This is a genomic window from Paenirhodobacter sp. CAU 1674 (assembly GCF_029222945.1).
Taxonomy (GTDB): domain Bacteria; phylum Pseudomonadota; class Alphaproteobacteria; order Rhodobacterales; family Rhodobacteraceae; genus Rhodobacter.
Genome location: NZ_JARHUH010000001.1, coordinates 101,219 through 120,503 on the forward strand (window position 1 = coordinate 101,219; position 19,285 = coordinate 120,503).

Sequence of the window (19,285 nt, forward strand, 5' to 3'; positions counted from 1 at the left end):
TCTTGCCCTAAATACTTCTGCCGAAGGCATTTGCGTGTGCCTGAAAACACCGCCTGCCGGATAATCCGCAGCGACGCGGCCAAGCGCTTTACGCCCCGCCGCCCCCGCGCTAAGCAGGGGCAAAGGCAATCAAGGGGGCGGCATGCGCATTCTCATCACCAACGACGATGGTATCAACGCGCCGGGCCTTGAGGTGTTGCACCATATCGCCACCGAACTGGCCGGACCGGACGGCGAGGTCTGGACCGTGGCGCCCGCGTTCGAGCAATCGGGCGTGGCGCATTGCATCAGCTACACCCACCCGATGATGATCGCCAAGCTCGCGCCCCGCCGCTATGCGGCCGAGGGCAGCCCCGCCGATTGCGTGCTGGCGGGGCTTTACGATGTGCTGAAGGACGGGCGCCCCGACCTGATCTTGTCGGGGGTGAACCGGGGCAACAATTCGGCCGAGAACGCGCTTTATTCCGGCACGCTCGGCGGCGCGATGGAGGGGGCGCTGCAGGGCATCCCGGCAATCGCGCTGAGCCAGTTCCTCGGGCCGGACGTGTTCTCGCTCGACGATCCGTTCGAGGCCGCGCGCGTGCATGGCCCCGCGCTGGTGCGCAAGCTGTGGGAAAACGGCGTCTGGGACGATGGCCCCTACCGGGTGTTTTATAACGTCAACTTCCCGCCGGTTCCGGCGGCGAAGGTCAAGGGCCACAAGGTCGCGGCGCAGGGCTATCGCACCGACAGCTTCTTCGGGGTCGAACCGCACCATTCGCCCACGGGGCGGCGCTTCTTGTGGATCAAGGGCGGCCCGCAGCACACGGCCACCGCGCCGGGCACCGATGCGGCGGTCAATCTGGACGGTTACATCTCGATCACGCCGATGCGCGCCGATCTGACCGCGCATGAGGTTCTGACCGATCTGGAGGCGCGCCTGGGATGAACGATCTGCCCGAAGAGGAGGATCTGGCCGAGCGCAAGATGCGCTTCCTCTTCGCGCTGCGCTCCAAGGGCGTGACCGATGCGCGCGTTCTGGGCGCGATGGAACGCGTCGATCGCGGGCTTTTCGTCAAGGGGCTGTTTGCCGACCGCGCCTATGAAGACATGCCGCTGCCGATTGCCTGCGGCCAGACGATCTCGCAGCCGTCGGTGGTAGGGTTGATGACCCAGGCGCTGCGGCCCGGGCCACGCGATACCGTGCTCGAGGTCGGCACCGGCTCGGGCTATCAGGCGGCCGTGCTGGCCGGTCTGGTGCGCCGGGTCTATACCGTGGACCGCCACCGCCGTCTGGCGCGCGAGGCCGAAGATCTGTTCCGCACCCTGCACATCCCCAATATCGTGACAATCGCCGGCGACGGGTCGCGCGGATTGCCCGATCAGGCGCCGTTTGATCGTATTCTTGTGACTGCCGCCGCCGAAGACCCGCCGGGCCCCCTGTTGTCGCAGCTCAAGATCGGCGGTATCATGGTTTTGCCTGTAGGCCAGTCGGACACGGTGCAAAGCCTGATCCGGGTGCGCCGTCTGGATACGGGTTTCGATTACGAGGAACTGCGCCCCGTGCGCTTCGTGCCGCTTGTCGAGGGCATGGCAAGCGACTGATGATACCGCCAAGGCCCCGGCAACAGGGGCCACGACCAAGAATGAGGACTGAGCCGATGACAAAGCACCCCTCCGCCCTGCCCTGCCTTTTGCCGCGCGCACGCCGCCTGATGCTCGCTGGCTGTGCCCTGGGCGCGCTGGCCGCCTGTGACCCGAACGGGCAGTTCGACGCGGATCTGCGCAACTTCGGCCAGATCGGACTGGACACCACCGAGGCCGCGCGTCAGGCGACCGCCGACCGGCCCAAACCCGACGCGCGCGGGATCATCTCTTACCCCAATTATCAGGTCGCCGTGGCCAATCGCGGCGATACGGTGACCAGCGTCGCCAACCGCATCGGCGTCGATCCGGTGGAACTGGCGCGCTATAATGCCGTGCAACCGAATGCGACCCTGAACAAGGGCGAGTTGCTGGCGCTTCCGCGCCGCGTTGCGGAGCCTGCGGCCAGCACGCCCACCGCGCTCGGGAGCGAGAAGATCGACATCACCTCGCTGGCCTCAAGCGCCATCGACCGCGCCGAGGCGGGCACGCCCAAGGCCACAACCACCGCTCCGGCCACGCCCGCACCCGCCGTCAAGGCCACCCCGGGGACGGAACCGACCAAGCACAAGGTCGCCCGCGGCGAGACCGCCTATTCGATCGCGCGCTATTACAACGTGCCGGTGAAATCGCTGGCAGAATGGAACGGTCTTTCGGCCGATCTGAGCGTGCGCGAGGGGCAGTATCTGCTGATCCCGACCGCGGCAGGCAAACCCCCGAAAACCGTCGAGACGCAGCCTGGTCAGGGCAGCCCCACGCCGACGCCCCCCTCGGCCGCCAAGCCGCTGCCTGCCGAAAACCCGGTGAAGGCCTCGACCCCGGTCGACAAATCGGCCGCCCCCGATCTGGGCGCCTCGCGCACCGCCGCCTCGGGCAAGTCCAGGCTGCAGATGCCGGTCTCGGGCGCGATCATCCGGCCCTATGTGAAGGGCAAGAACGACGGCGTGGATATTGCCGCCGCCCCCGGCACCACGGTCGCCGCCGCCGAGGCCGGAACCGTGGCCGCGATCACCAAGAACACCGATCAGGTGCCGATCCTGGTGCTGCGCCATGCCAACGGCCTGCTGACGGTCTATGCCAATATCGACGCGCTGAGCGTGGCCAAGGGCGACAGCGTGAAACGCGGCCAAAGCATCGCGAAGGTCCGTGCAAGCGAGCCGGGCTTCGTGCATTTCGAGGTGCGCCAGGGCTATGACAGCGTCGATCCGATGCCCTATCTGGAATAACCCGGTTGCGCGCGCGCGCAGGCGCGCCCGGCCCTGCGCCACTCCCGGCCCTGCTGAATTTCTGCGCAGCCGACGCCCGGCACGCCCCGGGCACCCGGGTTTCCTGCCGCAGCGCAGCGAAATTTGCGCCCGCCCGTTGACCCGCCCCCGCCATGGGTGCAGGCTTCCCCCACGCCCGCATTTTCAATTGTTTAACGCCTCTGGGAAAGACTAGCGCCATGGAGCCGATTCTCGCCTTTCTGCATGGGCTGCCCGACGTAGCGCTTGCAACCGCAGCACTGTCATTGGCGGGGTCGCTGGGGCTGTGGCTGGGCGGGTTGCAGGTGCGGGGCGTCGGCCTGGGCATCGGTGGCGTGTTGTTTGCGGGCATCTTCGTGGGCCATCTGGCGGGAACGGCCGGAATCGGGTTTGACCACGCCACGATCGAATTCGTCCGGGAATTCGGGCTGATCATCTTCGTCTTCACCATCGGCATTCAGGTCGGCCCCGGTTTTTTTGCGACATTGCAGAAATCCGGGCTGCAACTGAACCTGATCGCGGCCGCCATCGTCACGCTGGGCGTTCTGATCACTGTGGCGCTGCATTTCGCCACCGACATTCCGTTGCCCGCGCTGGTCGGGCTGATGTCGGGCGCAGTGACCAATACACCGGGCCTTGGCGCGGCGACACAGGTGCTCAAGGACATCGGCGCCGACGGGGCGTCGATGGCCCTGCCCAGTCTGGGCTATGCCGTCGCCTACCCCTTCGGCATTGTCGGCATTCTGATTTCGATGCTGCTGATCCGCGCGGTTCTGCGGGTCAACATCGCCGAGGAAGAGACCGCCTTCGAACACAGCCGCAAACAGGGCGACGCCGAGCTGCCGGTGATGAACGTGCGGGTGAAGAACCCCAATCTGGCGGGGCTGACCCTGGGCGAGGTGCCTGACCTGTTCGACAAGGGCGTGGTGGTGTCGCGGATGCGCAAGGGCGATGATCTGATCCACCCGGTCCGCGAAACGCCGATCGCGATTGGCGATGTTGTGCATCTGGTCGGCCCCGCACCGCTTCTTCACAACATGATGCTGATCCTGGGAGAGCAGGTCGATGTCGCGCTGACCACGACCAAGGGCACCAATCTAGTCTGGGAGCGCATCGCCGTGACCGAGAAACGCGCGCTCGGCCACCGGATTCGCGATTTCGGGCTGGAAGCGCGCGGCGTCACCATCTCGCGCGTGTCGCGGGCGGGCACGCAGCTGCCTGCGCAGGGCGGTCTGGCGCTGCAATTCGGCGACATCCTGACCGTGGTCGGCACCGCCAACGATGTGGCCGCCGCGCGCAGCCTGTTTGGCGATCAGCGCCGCCATCTAGACGAGGTGCAGTTCTCCGCCGTCTTCATCGGCATCGTGCTGGGCATCCTGCTCGGCTCGATCCCGATCCTGATCCCCGGCCTGCCCGCGCCGCTGAAACTCGGGCTCGCCGGTGGCCCGCTGGTGGTGGCGATCCTGCTGGCGCGGCTGGGCGATTTCGGCCCCTTCGTCTGGTTCATGCCGCCGGTCGCGAACCATGCACTGCGCGAGCTGGGCATCGTGCTGTTCCTGGCCGCCGTCGGCCTCAAGGCCGGCGATCAGTTCGTCGATACGCTGATCCATGGCGACGGCTTCAGGTGGATGGGCTATGCGGTGCTGATCACCCTGCTGCCGCTGCTGATCGTGGGCTTCGTCGCGCGCATGGTGTTCAAGGTGAACTACCTGAGCCTGAGCGGCGTGCTTGCGGGGTCGATGACCGATCCGCCGGCGCTGGCCTTCGCCAATGCGATGTCACCCTCGGCCGCGCAAAGCATCGGCTATGCCTCGGTCTATCCGCTGGTGATGTGCATGCGGATTCTGGCGCCGCAGATCCTAGTTTTGCTGCTGATGTAGGGGGCGCTGCCCCCGGCGCGCAGGCGCGCCTCCCCCGGAGTATTTGGGCCAAGAAGAAGCGCAAGATCGCACAGGCTTCTTCACGGGCTTCTTCTTGGCAAAAATACTCGGATTCAGCCCCGCAAACGGCGCCGCATCGGTTACAGCGCGATGCCGCGCCGCCCCGCCAGATCGGTGAAATACTGCCACGCCACCCGGCCCGAACGCGCGCCGCGCGTGGCCTGCCATTCGATCGCCTCGGCGCGCAGGGTTTCGGGCGCGATCTTGATGCCATAGGCCGCGCAATAGCCCGCGATCATCGCCAGAAACTGATCCTGATCGCAGGGATGGAAGCCCAGCCACAGCCCGAAGCGATCCGAGAGCGAGACCTTCTCCTCGACCGCCTCGGAGGGGTTGATCGCGGTCGAACGTTCATTCTCGATCATGTCGCGCGGCATCAGGTGGCGCCGGTTCGAAGTGGCGTAGAAGATCACGTTCTCGGGCCGCCCCTCGATCCCGCCATCCAGCACCGCCTTGAGCGATTTGTAATGCTGGTCGTCATGGCTGAAGCTGAGGTCGTCGCAATAGAGCACGAAGCGCTGATCCGAGGCACGCAGATGCGCCAGCAACCGCCCGACCGAGGGCAGATCCTCGCGCGCGAGTTCCACCAGCTTCAGCGCCAGTCCCTGTTCGATGACCGCCGCATGCACAGCCTTGACCAACGAGGATTTCCCCATGCCGCGCGCGCCCCACAGCAGCGCATTGTTCGCCGCTGCCCCACGCGCGAATTGCAGCGTATTGGCCAAGAGCGTGTCGCGCGCCCGGTCGATCCCCACCAGCTGCGCCAGATCGACCCGGTTCACCCGCGACACCGGCTCCAGCCGGTCGGGGGCGGTGTGCCACAGGAAGGCATCGGCGGCGGTGAAATCCGGGGCCGGTGCCGGCGCGGGTGCCAGCCGCTCCAGCGCGGCGGCAATGCGGATCAGCGGATCACTCATGCCTTGCCTTCGCCCTCGTCATCTTCGAAATCCTCGTCGTCGATCCAGGTGCCCTCGGCACGCATCCGGGCTTCGCGGGTCTTTTCGATGCGTTTCACCAGCTGGATCGACACTTCATAAAGCCCGTAAACCACCGTGAACAGGATCACCTGGCTGACCACATCGGGGGGGGTGGCGACGGCGGCGACGATCAGGATCACCACAACCGCATATTTGCGCACGCTGCTCAACCCGCGGGACGACACCAGCCCCGCCTTGCCCATCAGCGACAGCAGAACCGGCAGCTGGAAGCAGATGCCGAAGGCCATCACGAATTTGATCGTCAGCGACAGATATTCCTGAACCGAGCCCTGGAACCCGATCGCGGCCATCTCGTTGGCGCCATTGGCCGCATCCAGCCCGCCTTGCTGGAACCCCAGAAAGAAGGCGAAGGCCAGCGGCAGGATGACGTAATAGGCAAAGGCCGCGCCCAGAAAGAACATCACCGGCGAGGCAACGAGGAACGGCAGGAACGCGTTCTTTTCGGATTTATACAGCCCCGGCGCCACAAACCGCCACAGCTGATAGCCGATCACCGGGAAGGACAGCGCGAAGCCACCCAGAAACGAGATGCTGATCGCAACGAAGAAGCCTTCTTGCAGCTTGATCAGATACAGCCCGCATTGCTGGCCCCGCTCCGCCAGCGCGTGACAGATCGGCTGCGTCAGAAAGTTGAACACCGGCTGCCAGAGCGCATAGCAGATCACCATCGCCACGACAAAGGCCGCCAGCGCATAAAGAATCCGGGTGCGCAACTCGGCCAGATGTTCGATCAGGGGCGCGGCGGTGTCGTGGATCTCGTCGGTGCTCATGCGTCACCCTTCTTGGCAGCGGTTTTGCGGCTTGTCTTGGGTTTTGCCGGATCGGCGGCCTTGGCCGCCTTCGGCTTGGCCGCGGCCTTGGGTTTCGCCGCCGGTTTGTCGGCCGTGGCCTTGGCGGGCGCCTTGGGCTTGGCCGTCTTGGCCGCGGCCTTGGGCGCCGCGGGTTCGGGGGCCAGCTCGTCCTCGGTCGCCACCGCCGGGTCGGGGGGCGTGAACGGCTCGGGCATCTTCATCGTGCCGGGCAGATTCGGCTCCCATTTCTCGAATTTCTCGGTGGCTTTTTCCAGCGCATCGAGCCCAAGCGATTTTTTCGAGGTCAGGTTCTTGAGATCCGTGGCCGTCGCATCCAGCCCGGTGTCCTTGGCGGCATCCTCCATCGCACGCGAAAACTCGCGTGCCATGGATTTCGCACGCGCCGTCAGCCGCCCCAACGTGTGGAACATGCCGGGCAAATCCTTGGGCCCCACGACGATCAGCGCCACGACGCCGATCAGCAGAAGCTCGCTCCAACCGATATCGAACATGGGATGTAAGGCCTCCTGCGCCTGTCACGCCCGGGGGCGAAAGGCTCAGACCTTGTCTTTGTCTTTGGCCGGATCGTTGGCGGGCGTCACGTCGGTGACGGTGGCATCCTCGATCTCCTGGGTGCCGTCTTTCACGCCTTTCTTGAAGGCGGTGATGCCCTTGCCGACCTCGCCCATCAGCGAGGAAATCTTGCCGCGGCCGAACAGCACCAGAACCACCACCGCAATCAGAAGAAGGCCGGGAAGGCCGATATTGTTGAGCATAGTCTTCTCCTCATGGGGCGGCCCGTGCCGCGCCCGTTGTCTGGCCTTCGGTTTTAGGGGCAGCGAGACGGCAATCAAAGCCCGAATCCGGCGCGCAGGCAGGCCGGAGCGCAGATTACTGACAGTTATTTGTCAGTTGCGCCGCGCCATGCTAGACCCGGGCCATGACCCGCACCGAACGTCTGCAAAAACTGATCGAGATGATGCGCGGCGGCGCCATGCTGCGCGCGGCCGATCTGGCCGCCGAACTGGGCGTGTCCGAGCGCACGATCTGGCGCGACATGTCGGTGCTGTCGGAATTCGGCGTGCCGGTCGTGGGCCAGCGCGGCGTGGGCTACATGCTGCGCCGGGCGGTGGCGCTGCCGCCCCTGGTGCTGAACCCCGAAGAGATCGCGGCCCTCGAACATCTGTTGCGGCTGGCGCAAGCCCATGCCGACACCCGGATCGCGGCCGGCGCCCAGAGCCTGGCCGCCAAGATCCGCGCCGCCCTGCCCGAGCCCGCGCCGCCCGACCCCATGCCCGCTGCCCCTGCGGCACGCGACGGCTGACACATGCCCCCTCTGGCCCCGGCGCGCGACCCGCGCTAGGGTCGCATGAAAGGAGCCCGGATGCCGACCGCCGAATATATCACTGCCTTTGTCACGCTTTTCGTGGTCGTCGACCCGATCGGGCTGGCGCCGCTGTTCATTGCCCTGACCCAGGGCATGAGCGCGCGGGCCCGGCTAATGGTCGGGGTGCGTGCGGTGGCGATCGGCGCGGGGTTGCTGACGCTGTTCGGCCTGTTTGGCGACAAGATCCTGCTGGGCATCGGCATCTCGATGCCCGCTTTCCGCATCGCGGGCGGCGTGCTGCTGTTCCTGACCGCGCTGGACATGCTGTTCGAACGCCGCACCGAACGGCGCGAAGGCCAGCATGCCGAACCCGAACATGACCCGTCGGTGTTTCCGCTGGCCACGCCCCTGATCGCGGGCCCGGGTGCGATGGCTACGATGATCCTGCTGGCGGGCGCGCCGGGGGCGGATGCGACCCATATCGCGCTGATCCATCTGGTAATGCTGGCGGTTCTGGGCTGCGTCTTCGCGCTGTTCCTGCTGGCCACGCCGCTGGAACGTGCGCTCGGCCGGACCGGCACGATGGTGGTCACGCGCCTTCTGGGCATGCTGCTGGCGGCACTGGCGATCCAGTTCATTCTGGACGGGCTGCGTGGCGCGGGAATTTTTGCGACACTTTCCGCCGCCTGAGACATTCCGCCCCTTCGCTTTTGTTCCCCCGCCCCCTACATCAGGCCCATGCTTGCCGAAAACGCCGCACGTCTGATCTATCTTGCCCTGCTGCTGGTGGCTGTGGGGGGGTATTTCGTGATCGAATTCCGCCGCCGCCCCGGGCGCACGCTGCAACAGGCGATGCTCTGGGGGCTGATCTTTCTGGGCACGCTGGCGGCGGTCGGGCTGTGGTCCGACATCCGCCGTGAAGTCGCCCCGACGCAAGCCGTGCTCAGCGCAGGCCGGATCGAGGCGCCGCTGGCCCCGGACGGGCATTACTACCTGAAAGCCGAGGTGAACGGTGTGCCGGTGCGCTTCGTCGTAGACACCGGCGCGACCGACATCGTGCTGACGCAACGCGATGCGACGCGCGCGGGCATCGACACCGCCGGGCTGGCCTATCTGGGCGAGGCGCGCACCGCCAACGGGATCGTGCGCATCGCCCCGGTGCGGATCGACAGTTTCGCGCTCGGCCCGATTCAGGATGAAAACCTGCGCGCCGTGGTCAACGGCAGCGACATGGATACCTCGCTGATGGGGATGACCTATCTCACCCGCTTCGCCCGGGTCGAGTTCAGCCGTGACCGGATGGTTCTGGAACGCTGAGCGCGGGTCCTGTTTCAACCGGGCAATGAGTATTTGTGCCAAGAAGAAGCCTGAAGCCCTTTCTTCTTGGCACAAATACTCCCGCCGGAGGCAGCCGGCCTTACAACCAGTCCTTCCATCGGAAAAACGCCCAGGTTCCCACCGCCGACCCCGCCATCAACCCGAGCGCCAGCGGGTAGCCCCAGGGCCAGTCGAGTTCGGGCATGAAATGGAAGTTCATCCCGTAGACCGAGGCGATCATCGTCGGCGGCATGAACAGCGCCGCCACCACCGACACGATCCGCACGGTGGTGTTCTGCGCGAGGTTAATCATCCCCAGCGTCGCGTCGACCGAGAGCGACACGCGCGAGGACAGGAAATCGCCATGCACCGAAAGCGAGCCGATGTCGCGCATCTGGCTTTTCACGATCATCCGCAGCTCTTTCGCCTGCGGGTGGCCGGTGATGGTCTGGTCGTAAAACGACAGCGCCCGTTCAAGCGTCAGCAGTGCCAGCCGCACCCGGCCCAGCAATTCGCCCTGCCGCCCGACATCTTCGAGCGCCAGCTGCAATTCCGGCGCCCCCAGCCCCTGCCCCGACAGAACCTGCGCCGAAACCCGGTCGAGCGCGCGGCCCACACCTTCCAGAAGGTCGGCCTGACGGGCGATAATTTCCTCGATCAGCCCCAGAAACACCCGTTCGGCACTGCCGCAGCCCGCAGCCGAGCGATCCGCGCGTTCGGGGAACGTCTCGAAGCTGCGCGGCGCATGGTGGCGCACGGTGACCAGACGCCGCGCCGTCAGGATGAAGCTGACCGGCCCTGCGACATGGGCCCCGTCCGGTGTCAGCCCGGGCAGCACCACGGTCATCACATCCGCACCCTCTTCGCGATACAGCCGGTTCGAGATTTCGATCTCTTCCATGTCGGCCAGTGTCGGCACCTCGATCCCCAGCCGCGACACGGCCTCGGCCTGGCTGTCGAGCGGACGATAGAGGTCGATCCAGAGCGCGTGCTCCAGATCGCTGCCCGGCGTCATCGGCGTGTCCTGCCCCAGCCGTTTCAGGCCCCGGGCCCCGGAAGTGAAAGCGAAAAGCATGTGACGGACCCTCAAGGCGTTTTGCCCATCGGTAGCGGGCACGCGCGGCGGGTCAAGCCCCCCGTTGCGTGCCGGGGCCCGGAGGCGCGCCGAAATTGCCTTGGGCGCGCCTTTTTTATGCCGCATTTCCCGCCACACTCTGGGCTCAGCAGCGACGGAGAGGGCAGATGGATTTTCTGGACATTTTCAGTTTCGACACGATCGCGCTGGTAGTGATCGGCATTGCCATTTCGCGCGAAATCCACGGCCGCCTGATCGCACGCAAACACGCCCGCGCCTGACACCCGCCTGCCGACAGATCACCTGCGCACCATGCAACGCCCCGCCCCACGGTCAGGGGCGTTTTGTCATATCTGAAGCCACCCCCTGAATGAAAAACGCGCCCGCCGAAGCGGACGCGTGGGGAGGCAGAACGGCAATCCCTGACGGGATCAGTCGTCCTGATTGTCGGGCGTCACGTCCAGAACGGTGGCATGCGCGGTGATCTCGACCGACTCCTTGCAGTTTTCCATGCAAGCCGGCTTCGAGAACTCGGGATATTCCGTCTCGGCGCGGTCATCGACGATGAAACCGTCCTTGTTGGGCATCTCGACGTCCAGGAAGTTCTCTTTCGTCAGGACGAAATCGTCATCCACCAGATCGTTGGAATAGAGGATATAGGCCACGATCGCATAGGTATCGTCGACCGAGAGCGTCTGCGCGTTGCCGAAGGGCATCGAGCGGTGCGCATAATCCCACACGGTCGAAAGATAGGGCCAGTAGCTGCCCACGGTCTTCAGCGGGTCCTTGCGGTCGAGCGTGTCCATACCCCCGGCCAGTTTCGGCCAGTTGTCCACGCCTTCGGCGAATTCGCCGTGGCAGACCGCGCAGTTTTCCGAAAACAGCGTCTCGCCATCGGCGACCGAGCCCGAGCCTTCGGGCAGGCCGGTGCCATCGGGGCTGACATCCAGGTTCCAGGCGTCGATTTCCTCGGGCAGCGCCGGGCGCCCGAGACCGAGTTTCTCGGCATGGGCGGGTGCGGCCAGGGGCGCGGCCAGCGCCGCCGCGATCACCAGATTACGAAACTTCGACATTCTCGGCCTCCCCATTCGCCTTGACCCACCAGGTCTGGATACCGTTGTTGTGATAGACCGAGTTCTCGCCGCGCACCGCGCGCAGCTGGTTCTTGGTCGGCTGGACATAGCCCGTGTCATCGGTGGCACGCGACTGCAGCAGCATCTCTTCGCCCTGCCAGTCGATATCCAGGTAGAAGCGCGTCAGCGCCATCGCCTGCCCTGGCTGCGCCAGACGCGCCGGTTGCCAGGTCTTGCCGCCATCGAGCGAGACATCGACGCCGGTGACAGCGCCACGGCCCGACCAGGCAAGCCCGGTGATGACCAGCGGGCCCTTGCCGTGCTTGATCGGCATTTGCGGGCTGGGCGAGGTGATGACCGACTTGCAGTCCATCACCCAGGTCCATTTCCGCGAGATGCCGTTTTCCAGCGTGTCGGTGTATTTCGAGGTTTCCTCGCGGCTTTCGACCGGGCCTTCCGTGACTTCGACGCGGCGCAGCCACTTGATCCACATGTTGCCTTCCCAGCCGGGAACGCACAGACGGACCGGATAGCCGTGTTCCTTGCGCAGCGCCTCGCCATTGGCCTTGAACGCGACCAGCACGTCATCGAGCGCTTTCTCGATCGGCATCGAGCGGCCGTTCGAGCTGGCATCCGCGCCCTCGACATAGACCCATTTGCCTTCGGGCTTCACGCCGGCCTCTTCCAGCAGGGTGCGCAGGGTCACGCCGGTATATTCCATGTTGTGGATCATACCTTGGGTGAACTGCACGCCGTTCAGCTGTGCGCCCGCCCATTCCATGCCCGAGTTCGCGGCGCATTCCAGGAAATAGGTGCGGTTGACGCGCGGGAAGCGTTCCAGATCCTCGTAGGTGAAGACCAGCGGCTGATCGACCAGACCGTGGATCATCAGCCGGTAGTCTTCCTTGCGCAGCTCGATCGCGCCCGAGTGGTGGCGCTCGAACGCGCAACCCTGCGGGGTGATCGTGCCGTCGAGCGCATGGATCGGCGTGAAGTTGATCGAGGAAATCACATCCGCGGTCAGCCAGCCGACATTGCGGCGCACCACGTCGGATTCAAATTCGATCGGCATGCCATAGGGGTTGGCGTCCACGCCATCGCCCCAGCCCTGCGCCCAGGGTTGCACTTCGGTGATCAGCGGATCGGCCTCTTGCGCCCGCGCGGCCCCTGCACCCGCAGCCAGCGCACCGGCGGCCGCGCCTGCGCGCAGGAAGTTGCGGCGATTGAGCGAAACCGCGCTGTCGCGTTCCTTCTCGTCCATCGTCTTCTCCTTTTAACTCAAACCCTTGCGGGATGTTCCTCAGGCGCCGGTCACGACCACCGACTCGTTCGGGGTCAGTTTCACGGTGCCGGTTTTCTTCAGGTGGCTTTCGATCACGTCCCAGATCTGCGGCCCTTCGGTGCCCTCGTTGACCGAGGCCCAGCCGGCCACGACGTACGACCGGGCCGGGTCGATTTCAGAGCCGTCCTTCAGCAGCGTGATGTTGGAAATCCGCTCACCGATCGGTTTCGAAACGTCGATGTGATAGCCAAGGCCGCCCACGCGCACCATGTCCCCGCCCTGTTGATAGTAGGGGTCGGTGTTGAAGATGTTGTCGGCGACATCTTCCAGGATCATGTTGATCGTCTCGCCGGTCATCTCGGTGCGGTAGCACTGGCCATAGGTCATCGAGGTGGCGTTGTGGATGTCTTCGCGGGTGATGTTGTCACCCGGCAGCAGCGTGGTGCCCCAACGCACGCCCGGGCTCATCGCGATTTCCGCGTCGCGTTCGGACAGGATCGCTTCGCAGATCAGGTCATCCCAGGTGCCGTTGAAGTTGCCGCGACGGTAAAGCAGGCTTTCGGTCTGGCCCACGACCTCTTCCAGCTCGGCCTTGAAGGGCGCGCGCTCGTTGTCGATCAGCGCGGCCATGTCGGCGTCGGGGGTGATGACATCCGAGAAGATCGGGATCAGCTTGTGACGGAAGCCCATCATCCGGCCATCGCGCACGTCCAGATCGACGCGGCTGACGAATTTGCCGTTCGAGCCCGACGCGATCAGGATCGTGTCGCCCACCACGACCGGCTCGGGCACCGCATCATGGGTGTGGCCGGTCAGGATCACGTCGATGCCCTTCACGCGGGAAATCATCTTGCGGTCCACGTCGAAGCCGTTGTGCGACAGGCACACGACCAGATCGACGCCCTCGGCGCGGACCTCGTCCACGACAGCCTGCATGCGTTCTTCGCGGATGCCGAAGCTGAAATCGGGGAACATCCATTTCGGGTTGGCGATCGGCATATAGGGGAAGGCCTGACCGATCACCGCCACGCGCACGCCGCCGGTTTCAAAGATCTTGTAGGGTTCGAACGCGGGTTCGTCCCATTCCACGTCGAAGATGTTCGCGCCCAGGAAGGGGAAGGGCAGCGTGTCGACGATTTCCTTCACCCGGTCCTGACCGAAGGTCCACTCCCAGTGCGAGGTCATCGCATCGGTGCCAAGCGCGTTCATAATGTTGACCATGTCCTGACCCTTGGTCTTGAACGAGGTCATCGAGCCGTGCCAGGTGTCGCCGCCATCCAGCAGCAGGGCCTCGGGGCGCTCGGCGCGGATCGACTTGACCACGGTCGCAACCCGGTCAAGCCCGCCCATCTTGCCATAGGATTTGGCCAGATCGGTGAAGTTCTCATAGGTCAGCGCATAGGCCTCGGGGCTGTCCGGCGTGATCTTGAACATGTCGAGGAATTCTTTGCCCACGACATGCGGCGGACGGCCCTTGGCCTCGCCCACGCCGAGGTTGATCTCGGGTTCGCGGAAATAAATCGGCTTGGCCTGGGCGTGAATGTCGGTGATGTGGATCAGCGTGACATTGCCGAAGGCGTCGAATTGCAGCAATTGGTCCTGCGTCAGCGATTGCTGCGCCATGGCCCGCGACCAGCGCGACAGGCCCGAAGTGCCAAGGATGGTCGAGGCCGCAAGGCTCGCCTGAATGAACTCCCGCCGGGAAATCATATGGTTTTCTCCTCTTTTCCCGGCCTGCCCGGGGTGGTTTGCATCCGTAAATTGACTAACGAATTCAAACAGATAGTGAATATTGAATATGTTCAGATAGAAAAACGCGGGACAAGGCACAGCCCTGCCCCGCGTCTGGTGTCAGGGGCGAACGCCAGCGCCTTCGATGTCCAGACCCAGGCCGCGCGAAGCGACATACAGCTCCAGCTCGCGGAACTCCTGGCTGCCGGCGGCGAAGGTTTCGGCGCGGGTATCGCGGATGCACCCGACGAAGCGCTGGTGGATCGACACGGCGGCCGCATCCTTCAGACGATAGAGCGGGAAGCCGTTGATCTGGCCCTGGCTCAGGTGATCGGCGCGGATGAAGTTGCCGTAGTTCTGCTCGTGGCAGTTGGCGCAGCTGAGTTCCAGCTGGCCGTAACGGGTGTAATACATTTCCTTGCCGCGTTCCCAGAACTCGGCGGCCGGCCCGTCGATGGCCACGGCAACCGGCATCCCGCGCGATTGCAGCGACACGGCGGTGGTCATGGATTTCATGTCGTCCGAGTTCCATTTCCAGGCCTCGGCGCCCATCCGGTTGGTGCGGCAGTCGTTGATGTAATCTTCCATCGACCACAGAGCGCCCGCAGCATTGATCTTGGGCATCACGGCGCGCACACCCTTCATGCCTTCGGCCAGATCGCCGTGGCAGTTGGCGCAGGACTTGCCTTCGGTGCCTTCGACCGTATCCCAGGCTTCCTGGCCACGTTCGGCATAGACGAACATCGGGTTGTCGAAGTCGTCCATCTGCATCTTGCGGGTTTCATCCTCGCGGAACAGCCAGCCCGAATAGACGGTGTCCAGATGACCTTCCAGATGCGGCGCGGCGGGGGCCGTGGTGGTGATGGTCAGCTCTTCGTTCACGACCAGCTCGGCCTCGGCCGGGTCGGCCATGGCGGGGCCAAAACCGCAGGCCAGAGCGGCGGCAGCGGCGGCGGCAAACATGGTGGCGCGGGTGCGCAGCGTCATTCCTTGATCCTCCCTGGGTGTCGCCCGCGCCCGATCTCCGGGCGCGTGGCTTTCCTTGGTCCGGCGCGCTCCCTCACGCGCCCGCAGTCCGGGCCAGAGGCCTCAGGCCACTTCGATCGACTTCTTGTCCTCGTAGACCGAGCCGTCGTCGTCGTACCAGGTGAACTTGAAGTCACCCGAGGCGTCGACCTTGGCGTCGAACTCGATATAGGGGTTGGTCGAGATCGCCGGCTCCAGCGTGACGTCGATCACGAGGGCGCCGTTGAATTCGCAGGTGAAGCGATTGATGATCGAGCGCGGGATCAGGTTGCCGTCCTTGTCCTTGCGCTGCCCCGATTCCATCGGGTGCGAGATCAGCGTCTTGATCGCCACCACTTCGCCGGCTTTCGCCTTCGAGGGCACCTTGACGCGCGGTTTGACGTTATCTGCCATGTGTTTTCTCCACGAATTCCGAAATCAGCCGCCGCAGCCGCCGATGGTGACCTTCACGGTCGAGCTGGCCTGCACGAAGCTGCCGTCGGCCATTTTCGCGATGGCGACAACGTCCTGCGTTTTCGACAGACGGATGCGGGTCGAGGCCATCTGCGAACCGGCCGCCGGGCCGAAGTTGAAGGTCGCGACCTGCGGCGTCGGGTTACCCGAGGCCAGCAGCATGATCGACACCGCGCCGGGCGCGTCGACGGACACCGGAACGGTGTTGCCGTTTTCGGCGATCTCGGGGGCGGTCAGGGTCAGCCCACCCTCGCCAGGGGCGGCGCCGCCGGTGAAGGCAGCAATCGCGTCGGCGGCGGCATCGGCCATCGCACGGGCCGGCAGCAGCGAAGCGGCAACGCCGCCCAAGGCCAGACCCAGCGCATCACGTCTGGAAAGTTTCATCAGTTTCTCCTCTTGAGTTCTCGCGCCGATCACTCTTTGAGCGTCAGCAGGAAGGCGACCACATCCTCGACCTGCGCCGCCGTCAGGATCGGCGGCAGATCGGCAGGCGCGGCCTTGCCCGTGTAGGCGTCACCCGGGCGGATGAACGGCCCGGTTTTATACATCCCCGGCATCACCGACTCCGGGAAGGTGTGTTTGGCGTCGATCACGATCCCGCGCAGCTGCGCTTCCGACCAGCGGTCGGCGGCACCGTTCAGCTCGGGGCCGATATTGCCCTGGAAATCCGCGCTGAGGGCCGACACAACGTGGCACGCCACGCAATTGCCCAAAGCCCGGGTCGATGCGACCTCGGCACCCGCTTCGGGGCTGCCCGGGGCCCCGGTCAGCGATTGCGCCACCGCGCCCTCTTCGAACATGACATCCGTGGGTGCGGTTTCAGCGATTGCAGAACCGGCTGCGAGTGTGGCGGCGAGTGCTGCCAGCACGACGTGGCGTTTCATCGAAGACCTCCCATTTCTTCTCCCGATTCCTGTTTAGACGACTGCGACACTGTGGCGCAACAGTAAAATTCACACATCTGCATATGTGTGCTGCAGTGCAGCACGCGCAGTTTCATTGCGTAGCCATCTGGCTCGCAAGAAATTTCTGGAAATTCTCGCCAGAGTTGTAGCCATGATCTTTCACCCAGGTCAGCAGCGCCTTGGTGGTGCCCTTGCCGAAGGCCCCCGGCATTTGTGCGACAGCCGCCTTCGGGGCCGTCATGTCCGCGCCCACCTCCTCGGGGAAGAACATCATTGTCGGCGTGAACATCACGCCCCATTTCATCGCCATGTCCTTCTCGGGGCGCTGGTCGCCGTCGAAGTCGGTGACCTCGACATCGCCGAACAGGTTCATCTGCACCACGAAGTAGTTGTCGGTAATCAGCTGGCTGATTTCGGGGTCCGGGAAGACCTCTTCATGCATCTTCTTGCAATAGATGCAGCCGCGCTGTTCCCAGATCACCAGCAGGCGCTTGCCTTCGGCGTTGGCCTCGGCCAGATCCTCGCGCATGTCGCGGAAGGTGTCGCGCATCCAGGGTTCCTTGTGCAGCCCGTCGTCGCCCAATTCGGCGGCAGCCGCCGGCAGGGCCAGGGCAAGAAGGGTGAAGGCGGTCGTCAGAAAATGGCGCATGGTATCCTCCTTTGTCAGCCCAGGCTGGTGATCGAGGGCATGGTTTTGATCAGGAAATCCGCGATATAGCTGAGCGTATTGGTGGCGATCAGGATGGCAAAGACGATCAGCATCACCCCCATCGCCTTTTCGACATAGGCAAGCTTGGCCCGGTGGCGCGCCATCAGCGCCAGGAACGGCCGCGCGAAGAAGGCCGCCAGAATGAAGGGCGCGGTCATGCCGATGCCGTAGAAGAACAACAACATCGTGCCGCGCGTCAGATCCCCCATCCCCGAGGCCACCATCAAGATCGCCGCCAGCGCGGGGCCCACGCAGGGCGTCCAGCCGAAGCCGAAGGCAAGCCCGGTGACATAGGCGCCGAAAATCGTCGACGGGTCGGCCTTGGCTTCGATTCGCGCCTCGCGATACAGGAACGGAATGCGGATCACGCCCAGGAAATGCAGCCCGAACAGGAACAGGATCGCGGCAGCGACATAGCTCAGCGGCCCCATCCAGGCCCGGAACGCCTGCCCCAGTGCGGTGGCGCCCATCCCCATCAGCATGAAGATCGTGGTCACGCCAAGCGCAAAGGCCACGGCCGAAACCACCAGACGACGCTGGGCACCGGGCGCGATCTGCGCCGCCCCCTGCCCCGTGCCGCGCAGCTCGGCCATCGAGATGCCGGCCATGTAGCTCAGGTAGAACGGCACCATCGGCAAGATGCAAGGTGTCAGGAATGACAGAAGGCCCGCCAGCAGCGCGCCCCCGAAGGTCGGGTCCATGATCATGTGTCCTCCCCGCGGGCTCCCTGGATCGTTCCTCGGGATCGATTCCTTGATCCCCTCCCGCAAACACATTACGATATTCATATGTAACAGGGGGGTGCGTCAATCATGCGCAGTGCATTTGCGGCGGTTTTTGTTCTTGGGCTGATTCTCGGGCCCGGAACGGCCATTGTCGCGCAGGCCCAGACCGCCGCCGCAGCAGCGCATAGCGCCACCGTCACCCCCGCCGAGCCACAAACCGCAGCGCCGTTCCGCCTGGTGATGGTTGAACAGCCCGGCTGTGCCTATTGCGCGCGTTGGGATGCAGAACTGGCCGAAATCTACCCGAAAACCCCCGAAGGCCAGCTCGCACCGCTGGAACGGGTGCAATTGCGCGCCCCCTTGCCCGAAGGGCTGAGCTTTCGCAGCGCGCCGGTCTTCACACCGACCTTCATCCTGATTCAGGATGGCGCCGAGGTCGACCGGATCGAAGGCTATCCGGGGCAGGATTTTTTCTGGGGCCTGCTGGGCATGGCCCTGCGCAAGGCGGGTGCAGACCTGCCTGCCCCGCAATAACACGATCTGACGCCGCGCAAGACCTGCGCATTTGGCCTCTTGCCACTCGATTCTGGGTAACGAGCGTGCTATGCGCGGGGATCAATCGGATCTGCCCGGGGCACACTGTCGCGGGCCGTTCAGGCGAAGCAAGGGGGGTCGGTGCGATCCATGGCACCCGACGGGCGTGATCAGTATCAGGAAACCGCAGAGGCGGATGCCACCGCGGACCGCAGCGAACGCTGCGCACGTCTGGATGCCGAAGAGCTGATGGGGCGCGCACAGGATGCGGCCAATCTGCTCAAGGCACTGGCCCATGAAGGCCGCCTGATGATCATGTGCCATCTGACCTCGGGCGAGAAATCGGTGACCGAGCTGGAAAACCTGCTGGAATCGCGGCAGGCCGCCGTCAGCCAGCAACTGGCGCGGCTGCGTCTGGAAGGGCTGGTCAGCTATCGGCGCGAGGGCAAGGCCATCTATTATTCGCTCAGCGACCCGCGCGCAGCCCGGGTGGTGGAGCTGGTTTACGACATGTTCTGCAGCGGCGCCTGAC

At 64.8% G+C, this 19,285-nt stretch carries 22 protein-coding genes and 1 pseudogene; 9 read left to right on the top strand and 14 right to left on the bottom strand.

Annotated features, from left to right (window positions below; genetic code table 11):
• Nucleotides 1–142 precede the first annotated feature (142 nt).
• From surE to P2G62_RS00490, 4 genes are all read left to right on the top strand, one after another.
• Entirely contained in the window at nucleotides 143–928 is a 786-nt protein-coding gene (gene surE, locus P2G62_RS00475) for a 5'/3'-nucleotidase SurE (protein WP_275732886.1), read from the top strand.
• Nucleotides 925–1,584, top strand: a complete 660-nt coding sequence (locus tag P2G62_RS00480) for a protein-L-isoaspartate(D-aspartate) O-methyltransferase (RefSeq protein WP_275732887.1) — start codon at nucleotides 925–927, stop codon at nucleotides 1,582–1,584. Before surE ends, P2G62_RS00480 begins: the two co-directional genes overlap by 4 nt.
• 56 nt (nucleotides 1,585–1,640) lie before the next feature.
• Nucleotides 1,641–2,849, top strand: coding sequence for a M23 family metallopeptidase (locus tag P2G62_RS00485; RefSeq protein WP_275732888.1), 1,209 nt, complete (start codon nucleotides 1,641–1,643; stop codon nucleotides 2,847–2,849).
• Nucleotides 2,850–3,067: 218 nt separating this feature from the next.
• Complete coding sequence (locus tag P2G62_RS00490) at nucleotides 3,068–4,747, top strand: putative transporter (RefSeq protein ID WP_275732889.1); 1,680 nt, start codon at nucleotides 3,068–3,070, stop codon at nucleotides 4,745–4,747.
• Nucleotides 4,748–4,887: 140 nt separating this feature from the next.
• On the opposite strand, the gene P2G62_RS00495 is transcribed toward P2G62_RS00490, so the two are convergent.
• The 4 genes from P2G62_RS00495 to tatA are packed head-to-tail and all read right to left on the bottom strand — an operon-like array spanning nucleotide 4,888 to nucleotide 7,372.
• Complete coding sequence (locus P2G62_RS00495; protein WP_275732890.1) at nucleotides 4,888–5,724, bottom strand: ATP-binding protein; 837 nt, start codon at nucleotides 5,722–5,724, stop codon at nucleotides 4,888–4,890.
• The gene (gene tatC, locus P2G62_RS00500) at nucleotides 5,721–6,575 is read right to left on the bottom strand and encodes a twin-arginine translocase subunit TatC (RefSeq protein ID WP_275732892.1); all 855 of its coding nucleotides are present in this window, start codon (nucleotides 6,573–6,575) and stop codon (nucleotides 5,721–5,723) included. The genes P2G62_RS00495 and tatC overlap by 4 nt, the downstream gene beginning before the upstream one ends.
• Nucleotides 6,572–7,108: a Sec-independent protein translocase protein TatB gene (gene tatB, locus P2G62_RS00505; RefSeq protein ID WP_275732893.1), complete on the bottom strand. Its 537-nt coding sequence runs from the start codon at nucleotides 7,106–7,108 to the stop codon at nucleotides 6,572–6,574. Before tatB ends, tatC begins: the two co-directional genes overlap by 4 nt.
• Before the next feature lie 45 nt (nucleotides 7,109–7,153).
• Entirely contained in the window at nucleotides 7,154–7,372 is a 219-nt protein-coding gene (gene tatA, locus P2G62_RS00510; RefSeq protein WP_275732894.1) for a twin-arginine translocase TatA/TatE family subunit, read from the bottom strand.
• A gap of 164 nt (nucleotides 7,373–7,536) precedes the next feature.
• On the opposite strand from tatA, the gene P2G62_RS00515 reads away from it, so the two are divergent.
• Genes P2G62_RS00515 through P2G62_RS00525 form a run of 3 tightly spaced genes read left to right on the top strand, consistent with a single transcriptional unit; the run spans nucleotide 7,537 to nucleotide 9,240 of the window.
• Entirely contained in the window at nucleotides 7,537–7,920 is a 384-nt protein-coding gene (locus P2G62_RS00515) for an HTH domain-containing protein (protein WP_275732895.1), read from the top strand.
• Nucleotides 7,921–7,980: 60 nt separating this feature from the next.
• The gene (locus P2G62_RS00520; RefSeq protein WP_275732896.1) at nucleotides 7,981–8,613 is read left to right on the top strand and encodes a MarC family protein; all 633 of its coding nucleotides are present in this window, start codon (nucleotides 7,981–7,983) and stop codon (nucleotides 8,611–8,613) included.
• Between the two features lie 48 nt (nucleotides 8,614–8,661).
• Entirely contained in the window at nucleotides 8,662–9,240 is a 579-nt protein-coding gene (locus P2G62_RS00525) for a TIGR02281 family clan AA aspartic protease (protein WP_275732897.1), read from the top strand.
• Nucleotides 9,241–9,340: 100 nt separating this feature from the next.
• Here the strand turns inward: P2G62_RS00525 and P2G62_RS00530 are convergent, their stop codons facing one another.
• From P2G62_RS00530 to P2G62_RS00575, 10 genes and pseudogenes are all read right to left on the bottom strand, one after another.
• Nucleotides 9,341–10,255, bottom strand: a complete 915-nt coding sequence (locus tag P2G62_RS00530) for a magnesium transporter CorA family protein (protein ID WP_275733203.1) — start codon at nucleotides 10,253–10,255, stop codon at nucleotides 9,341–9,343.
• A gap of 503 nt (nucleotides 10,256–10,758) precedes the next feature.
• A pseudogene (locus P2G62_RS00535) lies at nucleotides 10,759–11,388 on the bottom strand (cytochrome c); the annotation flags it as partial.
• Nucleotides 11,372–12,649: a sulfite dehydrogenase gene (gene soxC, locus P2G62_RS00540; protein WP_275732898.1), complete on the bottom strand. Its 1,278-nt coding sequence runs from the start codon at nucleotides 12,647–12,649 to the stop codon at nucleotides 11,372–11,374. The gene soxC and the pseudogene P2G62_RS00535, both read right to left, overlap by 17 nt.
• A 39-nt stretch (nucleotides 12,650–12,688) precedes the next feature.
• The gene (gene soxB, locus P2G62_RS00545; protein WP_275732899.1) at nucleotides 12,689–14,380 is read right to left on the bottom strand and encodes a thiosulfohydrolase SoxB; all 1,692 of its coding nucleotides are present in this window, start codon (nucleotides 14,378–14,380) and stop codon (nucleotides 12,689–12,691) included.
• Between the two features lie 141 nt (nucleotides 14,381–14,521).
• A complete protein-coding gene (soxA, locus tag P2G62_RS00550) occupies nucleotides 14,522–15,364 on the bottom strand; it encodes a sulfur oxidation c-type cytochrome SoxA (protein ID WP_275733204.1) in 843 nt (280 codons plus the stop codon).
• Nucleotides 15,365–15,490: 126 nt separating this feature from the next.
• Nucleotides 15,491–15,820: a thiosulfate oxidation carrier complex protein SoxZ gene (gene soxZ / locus P2G62_RS00555; protein ID WP_275732900.1), complete on the bottom strand. Its 330-nt coding sequence runs from the start codon at nucleotides 15,818–15,820 to the stop codon at nucleotides 15,491–15,493.
• A 24-nt stretch (nucleotides 15,821–15,844) separates the two neighbouring features.
• A complete protein-coding gene (gene soxY, locus P2G62_RS00560) occupies nucleotides 15,845–16,264 on the bottom strand; it encodes a thiosulfate oxidation carrier protein SoxY (protein WP_275732901.1) in 420 nt (139 codons plus the stop codon).
• Nucleotides 16,265–16,293: 29 nt separating this feature from the next.
• Nucleotides 16,294–16,764, bottom strand: coding sequence for a sulfur oxidation c-type cytochrome SoxX (soxX, locus tag P2G62_RS00565; protein WP_275732902.1), 471 nt, complete (start codon nucleotides 16,762–16,764; stop codon nucleotides 16,294–16,296).
• Nucleotides 16,765–16,876: 112 nt separating this feature from the next.
• The gene (locus P2G62_RS00570; protein WP_275732903.1) at nucleotides 16,877–17,434 is read right to left on the bottom strand and encodes a thioredoxin family protein; all 558 of its coding nucleotides are present in this window, start codon (nucleotides 17,432–17,434) and stop codon (nucleotides 16,877–16,879) included.
• Nucleotides 17,435–17,448: 14 nt separating this feature from the next.
• Nucleotides 17,449–18,198 (bottom strand): cytochrome c biogenesis protein CcdA, encoded by a 750-nt coding sequence (locus P2G62_RS00575; RefSeq protein ID WP_275733205.1) that lies wholly within the window; start codon nucleotides 18,196–18,198, stop codon nucleotides 17,449–17,451.
• Nucleotides 18,199–18,306: 108 nt separating this feature from the next.
• Here P2G62_RS00575 and P2G62_RS00580 point away from each other — a divergent pair, with 108 nt between their 5' ends.
• Nucleotides 18,307–18,753 (top strand): hypothetical protein, encoded by a 447-nt coding sequence (locus tag P2G62_RS00580; protein WP_275732904.1) that lies wholly within the window; start codon nucleotides 18,307–18,309, stop codon nucleotides 18,751–18,753.
• 249 nt (nucleotides 18,754–19,002) lie between these two features.
• The gene (locus P2G62_RS00585) at nucleotides 19,003–19,284 is read left to right on the top strand and encodes a metalloregulator ArsR/SmtB family transcription factor (RefSeq protein WP_275733206.1); all 282 of its coding nucleotides are present in this window, start codon (nucleotides 19,003–19,005) and stop codon (nucleotides 19,282–19,284) included.
• Nucleotide 19,285 lies beyond the last annotated feature (1 nt).